Source organism: Neobacillus sp. SAB-20_R2A, assembly GCF_049568635.1.
Lineage (GTDB): Bacteria > Bacillota > Bacilli > Bacillales > Cytobacillaceae > Neobacillus > Neobacillus citreus.
In genome coordinates this window covers 2,090,492-2,105,848 of the sequence record NZ_CP145895.1, presented here as the reverse complement: position 1 = coordinate 2,105,848, position 15,357 = coordinate 2,090,492, and the positions used below count along the sequence as shown (strand labels likewise).

The window sequence follows — 15,357 nt, the reverse complement described above, 5'->3', positions numbered from 1 at the left end:
TGATTTTTTTGCCAACAATATCACCCTTTCGAAAGATTTGACTGGAGCGTAATATAGAATATTCATGTCCAGAAAAAAATCTCAACAAGGGCCAAAAAAAGGCGGTCAGCCACCTTTTTTAGTCAGTCCTAATTTGGTACTAATAGACCAGTTCTGGGGCTTGCGTTACTAATTTAAATTAATCCTCCATATAAAGTTACACTGGCCCATTTCCTTAATTCCCTCGATTATCAACCGAACCCTTGTCCCCCTTCATGAATATCCTGTAATGAAGGAGAAGTAATTCATTGCGATATAGTTTGTGACGATGCAGGTAATTGCACTGTAATTTGCACACCTAACGACAACGGCTAATGTTTTGGTTTTTACGCTCCCAAAGAAATCAATTTCAAGCGCTGATTGATTGTAAACGAAGTATTTAAAAAGCAACAATTAATATCCTATTAATCTATTAATTTTAAGGAGAGTGACTCTATGCAAATCACCATCGGCCATTTGAACCCTCCTGGTTCATCTTACGATCAAGGGGCCAAGGTGTTCAAACAAATCTTAGAGAGAATGACAGATGGGCAAATAAAAGTAAGAATAATTTCTGGACTTAACCTAAGTGGCATTGAATTAATTCGTGCGGTGCAGACAGGAGAATACGATATCGGCATCACGTCTTCGAGCAGTTTAGGAAATCTTGTACCTATAGTGAATGCGTTCGATTTTCCTTATTTATTTCGAAGCCATGAACATGCCTACCGGGTATTGGATGGTGAAATTGGTGATTTTGTAAATGAAGAAATTAACCTCATTGGGTTAAAAAATTTGGCCTGGTGGGAAAACGGATATCTCCATATTACGACGGCTGACACAGCCATTATTGAACCGGAGAATCTACGTGGGCTGAAAATCAGGACCTTAGATAATCAAATTCACCGTACACTATTTCGCGTTTGGGGAGCTATCCCTGTTTCTGTCCCTTATCCTCAGCTTTATGAAGCTTTAAGGAATGGAACCGTGGATGGCCAGGAAAATTCTTTGGGAAACATTGTTCCGAACAGGTTCTACGAGGTTCAGCGTGAATTAACATTAACTGGACACATTTACAATCCTGCTTTATTTGTAATGAACAAAGGAAAATATGACCACTTTTCTTTGGATATAAAGATAAAAATCTCCGATGCTTCAAGAATTGCTCGTGACTTTGAAAGGGACTTTTTAAGAAGAAATAATCCGATTTATTTGCAAATAGCCCATCAAAATGGAATGCATATTCTCACGGAGACAGATATTGATTTCCCGGCTTTTGTGCGTACTTCAAGAAAAGTTTATACTCAGCTGGGCGAGCCATACAAATCAATTCTCAGAAAAATTAGGGCCTTGTAGGATTCTTGCAAGCCCTTTTTTAGTTTTATGTAACGCAGATTTATGGACATACGCTTGGGACTCTCACTTGATTTTAATCCAGTTGGGCGGGACTGCTTTTGAAGTGTAGCGAACCGACCAGACCTTGCATCCCGATTTTTCATAAGTCTGTAGAGTTACAGAATACATGCATAGCCGATTGATGCCTCGAAACATACTTATTATTAGTAACCCAGAAGCGCCAAGGATAGTCCTTAGCATCGCCGGAATTTTCAATGCCAATCCTTTTTCCAGCTGATATACTTTCCGGGCAGAACCCTTGGGCCACATATAAAGGGGGAATCGTTAGCGGACGGCCATAGTCCTCCATTGAAATTCCCAATGATTTTGTAAGTTTTCCAGGTCCGTTTGTAAGTTGGGACTGATCTTCAATGCCTCGCCTCTTTATCATAAGCCCGATGCCATAAATAGGTTCCAGTGCACGAATCAAAACTGCTTCAGGTTTTTCTTCACCTCCGCTGACTATATTGAAAAGGCAGTGTGTATGCATTAGATACGTATAGGCAAGGCCAGATCGTTGGAACATCACCTCTGTTCTTGGAGTGCGTCTGTTGTTATAGCTATGCGCAGCCCTATCACCAGGACCCATGTAAGCTTCTGTTTCTACAATATATCCGGCCGCAATACCTTCATTCGTTTCTTTTACTACGAGGCATCCGAGCGAAGCCTTTGCCAGTTCAAGAGTAGGCTGTTCATAAAATGCCTCGGGTAATGGAACGATCCCTTTATCAAATTCCTCCAATTTGTATGCCTCCTTAAAAGATTTTTAATATTCATTTTCCTATCATTCCTTAAAATTATAGACTTAAAAAGCATTTCTTATTTATATAATAATATGATTCAGTAAGTTTCAGAAAACCTTTTACTCACTAGTGTTTTTTTAGCATTTCAAAAAATTTGGCACCAGAAGCAGGCGCTTACGAGGTAAATGGTACTATCCTTATCTGATTCCCCAGCCTTAATTGGTACTATTAGAAACACTCTAATCATATTTTTATAAAAGGAACTATCAGAAAGGAGTGTATATTTGGGTGAAAAAAGTTAAGATTCGTTTACAGCCGATTGTAAGTAAAATCAATTTGCCCACTGTTTTGAAAACAGCTATGCTCCCGGGGGACTCAACAGAAAACTTATTTATTGCAACCCAGGTAGGAGAAATCTTTTACATAGGAAACGGTGCTATCAGGACTTTTTTAGATATTCGCTCACGAATTATAAAACTAGGTGCTTCTAGAGGCGGCTATGATGAACGGGGTTTGCTGGGGCTTGCTTTTCATCCGCAATTTTATTATAACGGTCTGTTTTATCTCCACTATTCAGTAGCTGAAACACAAGGTCCAGGGGCTCTTTCTAAACATTTTAGTCCTAACCCATGTGACCCCGCAACCTTAAACCTAAAGTGGATCAATAGAGAAACTCAATATGATCATATTGATACAGTCGAAGAATGGATTGTACAATCAAATAGGCAGCCTCAAAAACGACGGACATTACTTAACGTAAGAAGACCATTTTTCAATCATAATGGCGTCAATAGCTTAAACTTTTCACCTGAAACAGGAAAACTAGTTTTAACAACCGGAGATGGCGGAGCGGGCTATGATCCATTTAATTTAAGCCAGAATAATATGGAAATAGCCGGAAAAATCATAGAAATTGACGTAGTTAAGAATACATTTGTCGATAGTCCACCCGTAGTCACACGATTTGATGAACTTCCTGCATCTATTCAGGAAACACTTACGGTCATTGCCAAAGGGGTTCGCAATATACCTGGCATTCAATTTCAAAGGTTTTATAATCAATATATCAAATATGTAGGAAATGTCGGGCAGGACCTGGCAGAGTCGATTTTTACATTCGTTTATTATAAACCAATACCGGTTACTCAACTTGTTCAAACTGCTTTAAGAAACACCGAACTAGACCAAGAAGGATTTATTAACTTTGGCTGGCGTGGGTGGGAAGGTGCTTTCCCTACTTCGATTATAACGGACTGCTCTGGAAATCCGGACCTGGACGAGAAAACAATTGCTTATTACGATGAAGCAGTAAACACTTCAGTAAAGCGTCTTCCACCTTTAACTAGTTATTATCATAAAGATCCCCGCCCCGATAAGTTTGGAGGGACTTCTCTGACGGGAGTCCAGCCCTATATGGGAAATGCCATCCCCAATTTAACGGGAAGCGTCGTGTTTACCGACCTTGCCCGAGGGCCAGAATCTCAACCTCCGGTTAGAGGAGTTTTAGCTTATACTAGGGTAAGAACAGATGGTAAACTAAATGATTTTAGTGTTATTGAAACCGATTATAATTTTGGTCCTCAATCTGCCTACTATGTTAGTTTGGGAACGAATCTGGACCAAACCAGACTATATTTAGGGGTTAATGGCTCTATGAAAGTCACTGATTTTAACCAAGGTAGTGTTTTTGAAATCGTTACATGAAACAAAGAATAACCCAGCTACTGCCGGGTTATTTTTTTGTTTAATCGTTGTCTATAAAATAGATTTGGAAAAACCCTTCCATATTTAGTTCATAATGTTTTCTACCTAAATTCAAAAAGTTATGATATACCAATAACATAGATGTTCAAAAAAATATACATAACCACGGGGGAATCAAAAGACATGACGGTTCTACAAATTTTAAGTTTAATAGGAATCGATATTTTGTTATCGGGTGATAATGCAGTAGTTATCGCATTAGCTGCCAGCAAAGTGCCACCTCATTTGAGAAATCGAGCCATTTTCGGCGGGACATTAATGGCTATTGTGTTAAGGATTGTAGCAGCAACAGTGTTAATTCAATTTCTAGATTTACCGTTCGTGCAATTAGTGGGCGGTTTAATCTTGTTACGGATCAGTTACAATTTAATCGCACATAAAGAAGAAGATGACCCGAATATCAAACCATCAGATAAAGTTTGGGGTGCAATTAAAACGATTGCGATTGCTGATTTCGCCATGTCTATTGATAATGTGATCGCGTTATCAAGCGTTGCAGAAGGAATTCTGCCGATTGCTGTTGGAATTGCCATCTCAATCCCAATCATTATTTTTGGCAGCAAATTATTAACGAGCTTAATGGAGAGATATCCAATCATCGTTTATGCGGGTGCTGGATTATTAACCTATGCTGCTGGTAAAATGATGGTTGAAGATAAAGGATTAGAAAAGTTCCACATCTTAATTCCGGATTCACTTCATTTAGTTGTTCCAATTGCGATGGCGATTTTTTTGGTAGTAGCAGTGTTCTTAAAGAACAACTTGGCAAAAGAAGCAAAAGCCACCATATAATAATGAAAAGCACCGTTCAATTCGGTGCTTTTTCAATGCTTTGACTTGCCTAATATCATTCCATTTCATTATAATGGTAATATAGGAAAATATATAATTTCTTAAAACCCTTTTATTCAATGCCATTATCACTGCAATAATTCTTCTAAGAGCTCTTTTACATTCTCATTTACAATTATTATTTTCATTCTCCTCTACTTTTTTTTGAACAGCTAATATAATAGTCCGGGTTGCCTGGATCATGATTTTAGTATTTCTCAAATATTTAATTTTTCCTCTTTATCATGAATTTCACAAATCAAACTTAGACTTTACTTACATTACCTATGAAACTTCATTATTTAGTACACCTTTTCATAATTACGAGAAGTTTCTGGTTGCCGTAATATATTTTTCCTTATTTGCTAGACTTATATCATTCAAATTAATTCGAAATTTTCTTTAAATTTTATTCATTATTTGCTTTCAATTTGTTTCATGGTTTATTATAATGATTACATAATAATTATTATAATTCTAGTTTAAGACTAGATATATAATTATAATACTTCTAAACTTATACAAAAGGAGAGATTAATAACATGGATGCTAAAAACAATGGAACTGGCCAGGGATGCCCTTTTCACGGCGGTGCTACAAGTGTCAAATCTAGTGGTACGTCAACTCGAGACTGGTGGCCAAATGCGTTAAACTTGAATATTCTCCATCAGCATGACAGAAAATCCAACCCAATGGGTGAAGAGTTTGATTATGTAGAAGAATTTAATAAATTGGACTACGCTGCTCTTAAGCAGGATCTTCAGACTCTAATGACAGACAGCCAAGATTGGTGGCCTGCTGACTATGGACATTATGGTCCATTCTTTATCCGTATGGCTTGGCACTCCGCAGGTTCTTATCGTACTGGTGACGGCCGTGGCGGCGGCGGAACTGGCAACCAGCGTTTCGCTCCACTTAACAGCTGGCCTGATAACGGTAACCTTGATAAAGCACGTCGCCTGCTATGGCCTATTAAGCAGAAGTATGGGAACAAGATCTCTTGGGGCGACTTGATGATTTTGGCAGGTAATGTAGCGATTGAATCAATGGGCGGCAAGACATTTGGTTTTGGAGGCGGCCGCGCAGACATTTGGCATCCAGAAGAAGACATCTATTGGGGAAATGAAAAGGAATGGCTAGGTGATAATCGTTACACAGGCGAACGTGATCTTGAGAATCCACTTGCTGCTGTTCAAATGGGACTAATCTATGTTAACCCAGAAGGTCCAAACGGCAAACCAGATCCGCTTGCTTCAGCTCACGACATTCGTGAAACGTTTGCACGGATGGGAATGAACGACGAAGAAACAGTAGCACTAATTGCTGGCGGACATACTTTTGGTAAGGCACATGGTGCAGGAGATGCATCCCATGTTGGTCCAGAACCAGAAGCTGCTCCTATTGAAGCACAAGGTTTAGGTTGGTTAAGTACATACGGCAGCGGTAAAGGCCGTGACACCATCACCAGCGGTCTTGAAGGTTCTTGGACTGCTAACCCAACACAGTGGGATAATGGTTACTTTGATCTATTATTTGGATATACATGGTGGCTTACAAAGAGTCCTGCTGGTGCCTATCAGTGGCTTGCTGTAGATCCTGCCGAGGAACACCTTGCTCCAGATGCGGAGGATTCATCAAAGCGTGTACCGACAGTGATGTTCACTTCAGATATGGCATTGCGTTATGATCCAATCTATGAAAAAATTTCTCGTCGTTTCCATGAGAATCCAGCAGAGTTTGCAGATGCATTTGCCCGTGCCTGGTTCAAACTAACACACCGTGACATGGGCCCTGCTTCAAGATATCTAGGTCCGGAAGTTCCAGAAGAAGAACTTATCTGGCAAGATCCTGTACCTGCTGGTAATTATGAATTAACAGATGCTGATGTAGCTGAAATTAAAGCAAAGATCTTAGACTCAGGACTTACAATCAGCAAGCTAGTAACAACTGCTTGGGCTTCTGCTAGTACCTACCGTGGCTCAGATCATCGCGGCGGTGCAAATGGTGCTCGAATCCGTCTTGCCCCACAGAAGGATTGGGAAGTGAATCAGCCGGAACAACTAGCACAAGTGCTACAAGTACTTGAAGGCATTCAAAAAGAGTTAGATAAGCCAGTCAGCTTGGCCGATTTGATTGTATTAGGCGGTAGTGCCGCAATCGAAAAAGCTGCACAAGATGCAGGCTTTGATGTAACGGTTCCTTTTGCTCCGGGACGCGGCGATGCCACACAAGAGCAGACGGATGTAGAAAGCTTTGCGGTACTAGAGCCGATTTCTGATGGTTTCCGTAACTATCAGAAGGGACATTTTACTGTAAGTCCAGAAGAGCTTCTAGTAGACAAGGCACAACTACTAAACCTAACTGCTCCAGAAATGACTGCCCTAATTGGCGGCTTGCGTGTTCTAGGTACAAACTACGGCGGTACACAGCACGGTGTATTCACTGAGCGTGTAGGACAATTAACAAACGACTTCTTTGTTAACTTGCTTGACATGGGAGTGCAGTGGAAGCCTGTTGGAGCAAACGTCTATGAAGGACGTGATCGCCAAACAGGTGAAGTAGTTCGTACTGCAACTAGAGTGGACCTAGTGTTTGGTTCAAACTCCGTTCTACGTGCTATTGCTGAAGTTTATGCTCAAGATGATAACAAGGCAAAGTTTGTGAATGACTTTGTCGCTGCCTGGGTCAAGGTGATGAATGCTGACCGCTTCGATCTTAAGTCTGCTGAGCTTAAGAAAGGTCAATTAGCAGCGAAGTAAGTTTATAAAGTAAAGAGACCGCCGTCAAATCGACGGCGGTTTCTTTAGGATGTTATTACAGAATGTTGATTTCACTGTGTTTGAAAAATAAACGGAAAAATTCCGTTTAAATTGGGAAATACCCATATTTCCTTTAAAATAAAGGAAGATTTTCCGTTTATATGATCCAAATCTTTAAATTTTGTCTTATTCAGAGAAGTTAATCGGAATTTCTCCGCTTATATCTGCTTCTTAAGCTTCCTCTATATACATTAGCCGGAAATTCTCCGCCTATAATTCTCATACCTACACGAAAATCAACAATGAATAATTACAGAGCCTTTTGTTAAAAAAATACTTATTTGCGGTACTGCGAAGGAACCGAACCCACCCCACATAAAAATCCTTATAGATCAGTTTACCTATTTAGTTCCTTCACTTTAATAGGCTTCTTTGTTTCCTTGCTTACTTTGATAATCTCCCCGATAATACTGATGGCAATTTCCTGTGTTGTCTCTGAGCTAATATCCAATCCAATCGGAGAATGGACCTGCTCCAAAAGTTCTTCGCTTACCCCTTCGTTTTTTAGTTTTTGGAGTATAGTAATAGTTTTACGCTTGCTGGCGACCATGCCAACATAGGCAATTGGATATTTTAGTGCCGTATTTAATACGATATCATCACCATCTTTTGTTACTATTACCACATAAGACTTTTCATTTGGGCTTGCTTGGCGTAAAGCCTCTCCAATATCCTCATGTACAAAGATGTTGGTTGCATTAGGAAAGCGTTCCTTTGTCGCATAACCAATCCGGTCATCGACTACGCTGTAAGGAATTTCAAGGAAGTCAGCAAGCGTTGCTAGCGCATGCGCAAGATGACCGGCACCAGCCAAAACGAGTTCCGGCCTGCTTTTATACACTTCAATAAACACCCGCAACGTGCCGCCGCAGCTCATTTGAATTCCATCTTTTGCATGTCTATTCAATTTGTATTCAACGATTTTCGATTGCCCTTTTTCAAGCGCCTTGACGCTTTCTTCGATGATATAGTGTTCGGCCAATCCCCCTCCGACAGTACCTTCAATCGAACCATCACGGTATACAATCATTTTTCCAACATGCCTCGGAGTCGAGCCCTTTGATTCAATTATCATAGCAAGTGCAAAGGTTTCGTTTTGACGGTTCAGCATGGCCACTTTTTCCATTAATAGCATGAGTAGCTCCCCCCTTTATTGAAAAGCTATTTTTTAAAAGATTTTTGTTTTTCCTAATTAATGTATAACCGAAAAAGAATTCCTATCTGCTTTTATAAACGACGAATAAAATGGAAAAATTCTTTGTCTTGTGCACATAGGGCCTTTCTATGTGGTCGAACTCTTCTTTATTCACTGGTTCGGGCGCATAGAGCCTTTCTATGCGACCGAATGCTTCTTTAAATCACTGGTTCGGGCGCATAGGCCCTTTCTATGTGACCAAATGCTTCTTTAGATCACTGGTTTGGGCGCATAGAGCCTTTCTATGCGACCGAATGCTTCTTTAAATCACTGGTTCGGTCGCATAGAGCCTTTCTATGCGACCGAATGCCTCTTTAAATCACTGGTTCGGGCACATAGAGCCTTTCTATGCGACCGAATGCTTCTTCAGATCACTGGTTCGGGCGCATACAGCCTTTCTATGCGACCGAACTCTTTAAAAAATCATGGTTCCAGTCGCATTAGGCCTTTAACTGCTTCCGAATACTCTATTGAAAAAATTAATTCGGTTGATATTGCTTCAAACTAAGAAAATAACGTAATAGATTTAAAGCTACTTTTTTTCTATAGATAGCTGTCGAGCGCTGATCATCGATTGGCCGAATGATCTTATCGAAGGCTGCCACAACCTCAGCGATGTCTGTATCTGCTAATGGTATGGTTTTTCCAATCAGCTTCTTCTCAATATCAATGGAACGGACCATCGTTGGTCCGACCGCTCCAAATGCAAAGCGGACATCCTCGACTCGAGAATCATTGACCCGGATAAGTCCTGCAAACCCTACTTTAGCAATAGCATCTGCGTTGCGGTTGCCGACCTTCTCAAACACAACATGTGAACCTTCTTCGAGCACGGACGGCAAGATAATTTCAGCCAAAATTTCATTGTGTTGACGCCCAACCCTTCGCACCCCTTGTATAAAATCGCTAATCGCAACGACCCGATCACCATTAACGGACCGCAGCAAAAGCTTGGCATTGTACACATATAACAGTGGCAGTGTGTCACCGGCCGGAGAAGCGTTACAAATATTTCCTCCCAACGTCCCTCTGTTTCGAATCGCCGGTGCTGCAATCGTTTTTATTGCGTTCTTTAAGGGAAGCGGGATTAACGGTTCCTCAAGTAATTCACTATAAGTACAGCAGGGACCGATATGGAGGTCCTTTTGATTTCGATACACACGTTTTAGTTCGGATAGTTGGTCAATAAAAACAACTGGGTTTGGAATTTTCGGGGGGACTCCCCTTCGACTTTTGTGAAGGACCATAACATCGGTTCCTCCGGCAATGATAGTACAGGTTTCTTTATTCAATTGGCTCAACGTTTGGTCTAAACGATCGAAGCGATATGCGGTTATTTTTTCTGCCATAAGCCGTCCCCTTTTTTCGCTGCTAGGTTGATCGCATCCACAATCATATTGTAGCCGGTGCACCGGCACAGATTTCCGGAAATCCCGTCCCGAATTTCAGCCTCTGAAGGATGAGGGTTTTTGGATAATAATGCGGCACTGGCCATGACCATCCCCGGAATGCAGTAACCGCATTGCACGCCTCCGGCACTGGAATAGCTCTCATCCAAAATCTTAAATTGTTCCGATTCCATGATCCCTTCTATCGTTACAATATCAGCTCCATCAATCGAACCAATTGGAATAAGGCAGCTGTTTTGCAGAAGATTATTGACAAACACACTGCAGGCTCCGCATTCTCCTTCACCGCAGCCTTCCTTTGTTCCGATTAACGCAAACTCATCTCTTATAAAATCTAGTAATCTTGCTGTGGGAGGGGCATCCGTTTCTACCAATCTTCCATTAAGCCTAAATTTTATCAACCATGTTCACCTGCTCTCATTCATAGACTTTCGATTATGACTTCCGGTGTAATAGGAATTTGCTGAAAAGACGTTTGCAGTGCATCCTCAATCGCCGCTTGAACCGCTGGAGCGCCGCCAATTAACGTCAATTCTCCTGCACCCTTCGCCCCGTATGGACCATCCGCATAAGGATTATCAAAGACCTTGCTTTCGATGGAAACCACGTCCATGGAAGTCGGAGGACCATAATCCGAAATGCTCTTTTGTTGGATTCTTCCTTCCTTTGACGTCATCTTTTCTAAATACCCGTACGCTAACCCTTGAGCCAAGCCGCCGTCAATTTGGCCTTTCATAATCCGGTCATCGATGACCTTGCCCACTTCATAATTGCCGTATACTTTTTCCAGCTTTACATTGCCTGTTAACGTATCCACTTCCACTTCTACGATATTAACGCCCCAGGAATAAGCCGGGTAGGCATCCCCCGTAAAGGTCTTCTCATCCCACGGAATCATTTCACGGTGAACATAGTTCTCCACTACTTCCTGTTCCACTCCGGTTTGCCACTGTGCCTTCAGTTTTTTCGCAGCGCGTTCAAGCAATTTCCCGACAATCATGGTCGTCCGGGAGGCTACGGTTGGACCGGAGTCTGGAACCTCTTTTGTATCGGGGTCAGGGTACAAAACTCTGTCAAACGGGAGATCGAGTGCTTGGGCCACAATTTTACTCAGCGTTGTATAAATTCCTTGTCCCATATCAGAATTGGAGATCTTTAGTATAACGTTGTCATCCTTTGATTTAACCAGCTTGACTGTTGCTTTAATATGATCTCTTTCCCCGCTGCCTGTAAATCCGCAGCCGTGGAGGAACAGCGAAGTTCCGATGCCCTTTTTATAGCGCAGATTTTGTTGATTGAAACGCTGGAACTCCCCTTTTTTCTTTTTAAAATCTGACGCATTAAGCAAATCCTCAATCATGTCTTCCATTAAGATTGGGTCGCGGAATTGGCCTTTGGTAATGGTGGGGTCTCCTTGTTTGACGAGGTATTTTCGTTTATATTCAAGTGGTTCGATGTTTGCTAGTTTACTAAGATGTCCCATATGACTTTCGATTCCGGCAAAACTTTGCGGAGCTCCAAACCCTCTGAAGGCCCCATTTGGAACGGTATGGGTCTTCAAGACGTATCCTTTTGCATGAAAATGTGGAATTTTATAAACGCCTGCGCTGTTTAATAAGGCACGCTGCAGCACGACTGAGCTCAATCCAGCATTTGCTCCTCCATCAAGAAAGACATCCACACACATGCTCAAAATATTTCCTTCTTCATCAATAGCCGTTCGATATTTGAATTTGGCCGGATGCCTTTTCGTCGTTACCACCATATCTTCAGAGCGATCGAACACGAGCATCACCGATTTCTTGACGGCATTTGCCGCAACCGCGACATGACACGCCATCATCGAAGGAAATTCTTCTTTGCCGCCAAAACCTCCGCCGGTAGGGCTTTGAACCACTCTGACTTCATCATCCCCGCAGGCTAAAGCGCTTATCAACGCATTTTTTATATAATAAAGGCATTGCATCGAGCCTTGGACGATAATTTCATCTTCCTTATAGATACCTAGCATTCCTTGCGGCTCAAGGTAGACATGCTCCTGATAACCCGTTGAATATTCTTCTTCAATGATTTTGTGGGCTCCCTGCTCGATCGTTCTAATCGCCTCTAAGTTTTCTCCAAATTCATAGCTTGCCATTGTAACCCCGGGTGCTGATTTTTGTTGGATGGCATCATCCAAAGTGTAAATTGCCTGATGTTCTTCAAATTCAATCTTCACTTCATTTAGCAAACGGTATAGGATATCCAGCTCTTTTCCAACGAGCATAAGAATCGGTTCCCCAATATAATTAACCCACTCATTGGCAAAAATGGGCTGATCTTCTTGGATGATTTTCACAACATTTGGACCAGGGATCTGCTCTGCCCCAACTGCTTCATACCCTTCAGGAAAGTTTGGCAATTGAATGGATTTGATTTTTCCATAAGCAATGGGAGAACGAACCAAAACGCCATAAACCATGTTTTCCACTTTCACATCACTAATATAAGCCAACTGGCCCGACACTTTACCACTATGGTCCTTTTTGGGCACTGCGGTGCTTATGTCTTTGAGACTCATTACATACAACAACACCCTTCGACTCATTATTTATTAATAGAAACCTCTTCCTACAATTTTATAAATAAGAATGATATTTTATGATTCATTTTTGCCCCCATTACGTTGTATAAGCCATTTTAGTTTTAAAATAATCCATGGCTGCTTGGTAATCCTCCGGCGTATCGACATCCATTAAAACACCCGGATCATCTACATTCAGATAATTCTTATCGAAATTGGAGAGGACCATCCGTAAATTGCTTGTTGGATCGGTTTCAAGAATTTTCTGTTTCACATCACTTGATAATTTAATAGGGTGACCACCTTTATAATTAAAGCTGGGAATAACTACATCCCCTTTGTGTTTTGCAATTAGCTGAACGGTCTCTTTTTTAACAAGCGGACAATCTCCCGGAGTTAGTAAGACGGTTTGGGCATTTACTTCAGAGCAGCCCTTTTGGATGGAACTAAACATTCCTTGGTTAAAGTTTTCATTATAAACAAACTTCATCTCGAATGAATAGGTATTTCTACTGCTGATTTTTGCTATTTCCGCTTGGATGATTTCCGCCTGAAACCCCGCAACGATGATAGCCCTGCTGATTAATCCTTCAAATTTAGAAATCGTTTGCTCCAATACGGTCATATGCCCTAGTGGCAGAGTCATTTTATAGGCATTCGCCCGGCTGGAATATCCAGCTGCTAGGATGATAGCTTCTATATTGGTCACCTCCTTCGAGAAATTTTAGAGTACTTTCAGATTTTTTTTGCGATATTTGCGATTTTTAATAGTATATTTGCGATTTTAAGCGATTTATTTGCGAAACTCCCCTTTTATTTGCGAACCCAAATCAGTTGAACGAGTCCCCCAAATTTATTTGCGATTTTTAAAAATATATTTGCGATTTTGAGTGATTTATTTGCGAAACTTCCCTTTTTATTTGCGAATCTAAATCTGGATAACGAGTCCCCAAATTTATTTGCGATTTTTAATAATATATTTGCGATTTTAAGTGATTTATTTGCGAAACTCCCCTTTTTATTTGCGAATCTTTAAAAGGATCACTTAAAGTAAACAGTGATCCTTCGAATCGATGTATGATTAAATACTTGCGTCTGCCGAATGATCCGATTTGAGATCTTCTAATATATCATTATTCATTTGTTCTTCCCTCTTATTTAAAAATAGGTTAAGCACAATAGCGGTAAAACTCCCTATTACTATCCCGTTTTGGAAAAGTAAACGCAATCCCTCGGGCAATTTAGCAAATGCATCAGGGATAACAGCGGCTCCCAACCCAATTCCTACCGAAATCGCTATAATCAGCAGATTTTCATTTCTTTGGAAATCAACACGGGAAAGCATTTTGATACCAGAAGAAATAACCATACCAAACATCGCAATCATTGCTCCCCCAAGAACAGGATTTGGGATGATCATTGTAAGCGCTGCCACTTTTGGCACCAATCCTAATATCATCAGAATCACACCAGCGGCAATGACGACATTGCGTGTTTTTATTCTCGTAAGGGCAACCAACCCCACATTTTGGGAAAATGTCGTATATGGAAAAGCGTTAAAGATTCCTCCTATAAAACTAGCCAAACCTTCTGCCCGCAATCCTTTTTTGATGTCAGACGATTCCAGTTTCTTCTCGCAGACATCCCCCAATGCCAAAAATACACCTGTTGACTCAATCATGCTTACGATGGCGACGAGAATCATCGTTAAGATAGCGGTTATATGGAAAGTGGGAATCCCGAAGTAAAACGGCTGCACCATATGAAACCAGGAAGCCTGGCTAACTGATGATAAATTCACCATTCCCATCCCCATCGCAACCAGAGTGCCTAAGATCATGGAAATTAGAACAGAAACAGCTCTCATGTAGCCTGAAAGGTAGCGGTTAATAACGATAATGAGGACTAGTGTCAATGCCGCCAGTAATAAATTTCTTATGTTCCCAAAATCCGGTGCCCCTACTCCTCCTGCAACGTTGTTCATCGCTACAGGAATGAGTGATATCCCAATGATTGTTACAACAGATCCTGTTACGACAGGCGGAAAATACCTCATTACTCTACTCATGAATTGAGCAAGTATCATGACAATGATTCCGGAGACGATGATAGCACCATAAATAGCTGTTATGCCCTGAAGTTTTCCAATCGCAATCATCGGTCCAACTGCCGTAAAAGTACACCCTAATATAACTGGAAGCTTAATTCCAAAGTACTTTCCTCCGACTACTTGAAGTAATGAGGCAATTCCGCAGGTGAACAAATCGATGGAAATAAGGAAAGACAATTGCTCCGGTGTCATGCCTACCGCAGGTCCAACAATAAGGGGAACGATAACGGCCCCAGCATACATGGCCAAAACATGCTGAAGACCTAAAGTCCCTATTTTCCATGAAGCTAACTTTTCCATTATTATGCCTCCCTTGGTAAAGACTTTTTGAGCAGAAACAATTTTCAGGACATATGGTCATACTCTTAAAATCTTTCCTATTGCTGTGCCCCCCTTTCAAAAGATTTTCTAATAATTATTTCTTTAAATTATATTTCTGATAATAATAGTTATACCGTTCTACAACATTAAGATTAACAATGAGCATTTAACTAAAATAAGGAACCTATC

11 protein-coding genes are annotated in these 15,357 nt (G+C 41.0%); 4 read left to right on the top strand and 7 right to left on the bottom strand.

Annotation, left to right across the window (positions count from 1 at the left end; genetic code table 11):
• The first annotated feature begins 474 nt into the window (after window positions 1-474).
• Window positions 475-1,374: a TRAP transporter substrate-binding protein gene (locus tag V5M37_RS10430; RefSeq protein ID WP_423801852.1), complete on the top strand. Its 900-nt coding sequence runs from the start codon at window positions 475-477 to the stop codon at window positions 1,372-1,374.
• 139 nt (window positions 1,375-1,513) lie between these two features.
• Here the strand turns inward: V5M37_RS10430 and V5M37_RS10425 are convergent, their stop codons facing one another.
• Complete coding sequence (locus tag V5M37_RS10425) at window positions 1,514-2,155, bottom strand: DNA-3-methyladenine glycosylase (RefSeq protein WP_423801851.1); 642 nt, start codon at window positions 2,153-2,155, stop codon at window positions 1,514-1,516.
• A 289-nt stretch (window positions 2,156-2,444) separates the two neighbouring features.
• Here V5M37_RS10425 and V5M37_RS10420 point away from each other — a divergent pair, with 289 nt between their 5' ends.
• The 3 genes from V5M37_RS10420 to katG all read left to right on the top strand — a co-directional run bounded on the left by V5M37_RS10420 (window position 2,445) and on the right by katG (window position 7,510).
• Window positions 2,445-3,860, top strand: coding sequence for a PQQ-dependent sugar dehydrogenase (locus tag V5M37_RS10420; RefSeq protein ID WP_423801850.1), 1,416 nt, complete (start codon window positions 2,445-2,447; stop codon window positions 3,858-3,860).
• A gap of 183 nt (window positions 3,861-4,043) precedes the next feature.
• Window positions 4,044-4,712 carry a TerC family protein gene (locus tag V5M37_RS10415; RefSeq protein WP_423801849.1) on the top strand — a complete coding sequence of 223 codons (669 nt, stop codon included), beginning with the start codon at window positions 4,044-4,046 and terminating at the stop codon, window positions 4,710-4,712.
• A 581-nt stretch (window positions 4,713-5,293) separates the two neighbouring features.
• Window positions 5,294-7,510, top strand: coding sequence for a catalase/peroxidase HPI (gene katG / locus V5M37_RS10410; protein ID WP_423801848.1), 2,217 nt, complete (start codon window positions 5,294-5,296; stop codon window positions 7,508-7,510).
• Between the two features lie 397 nt (window positions 7,511-7,907).
• Here the strand turns inward: katG and V5M37_RS10405 are convergent, their stop codons facing one another.
• The 6 genes from V5M37_RS10405 to V5M37_RS10380 all read right to left on the bottom strand — a co-directional run bounded on the left by V5M37_RS10405 (window position 7,908) and on the right by V5M37_RS10380 (window position 15,147).
• The gene (locus V5M37_RS10405) at window positions 7,908-8,705 is read right to left on the bottom strand and encodes an XdhC family protein (protein WP_423801847.1); all 798 of its coding nucleotides are present in this window, start codon (window positions 8,703-8,705) and stop codon (window positions 7,908-7,910) included.
• Window positions 8,706-9,244: 539 nt separating this feature from the next.
• On the bottom strand, window positions 9,245-10,114 hold the full coding sequence (locus V5M37_RS10400; RefSeq protein WP_423801846.1) for an FAD binding domain-containing protein: 870 nt from the start codon (window positions 10,112-10,114) through the stop codon (window positions 9,245-9,247).
• Entirely contained in the window at window positions 10,099-10,575 is a 477-nt protein-coding gene (locus V5M37_RS10395; RefSeq protein ID WP_423801845.1) for a (2Fe-2S)-binding protein, read from the bottom strand. The genes V5M37_RS10400 and V5M37_RS10395 overlap by 16 nt, the downstream gene beginning before the upstream one ends.
• 20 nt (window positions 10,576-10,595) lie before the next feature.
• A complete protein-coding gene (locus V5M37_RS10390) occupies window positions 10,596-12,734 on the bottom strand; it encodes a xanthine dehydrogenase family protein molybdopterin-binding subunit (RefSeq protein ID WP_423801844.1) in 2,139 nt (712 codons plus the stop codon).
• Between the two features lie 100 nt (window positions 12,735-12,834).
• Window positions 12,835-13,446 (bottom strand): nucleotidyltransferase family protein, encoded by a 612-nt coding sequence (locus V5M37_RS10385; RefSeq protein ID WP_423801843.1) that lies wholly within the window; start codon window positions 13,444-13,446, stop codon window positions 12,835-12,837.
• A gap of 372 nt (window positions 13,447-13,818) precedes the next feature.
• The gene (locus V5M37_RS10380) at window positions 13,819-15,147 is read right to left on the bottom strand and encodes a nucleobase:cation symporter-2 family protein (RefSeq protein ID WP_423801842.1); all 1,329 of its coding nucleotides are present in this window, start codon (window positions 15,145-15,147) and stop codon (window positions 13,819-13,821) included.
• Window positions 15,148-15,357 lie beyond the last annotated feature (210 nt).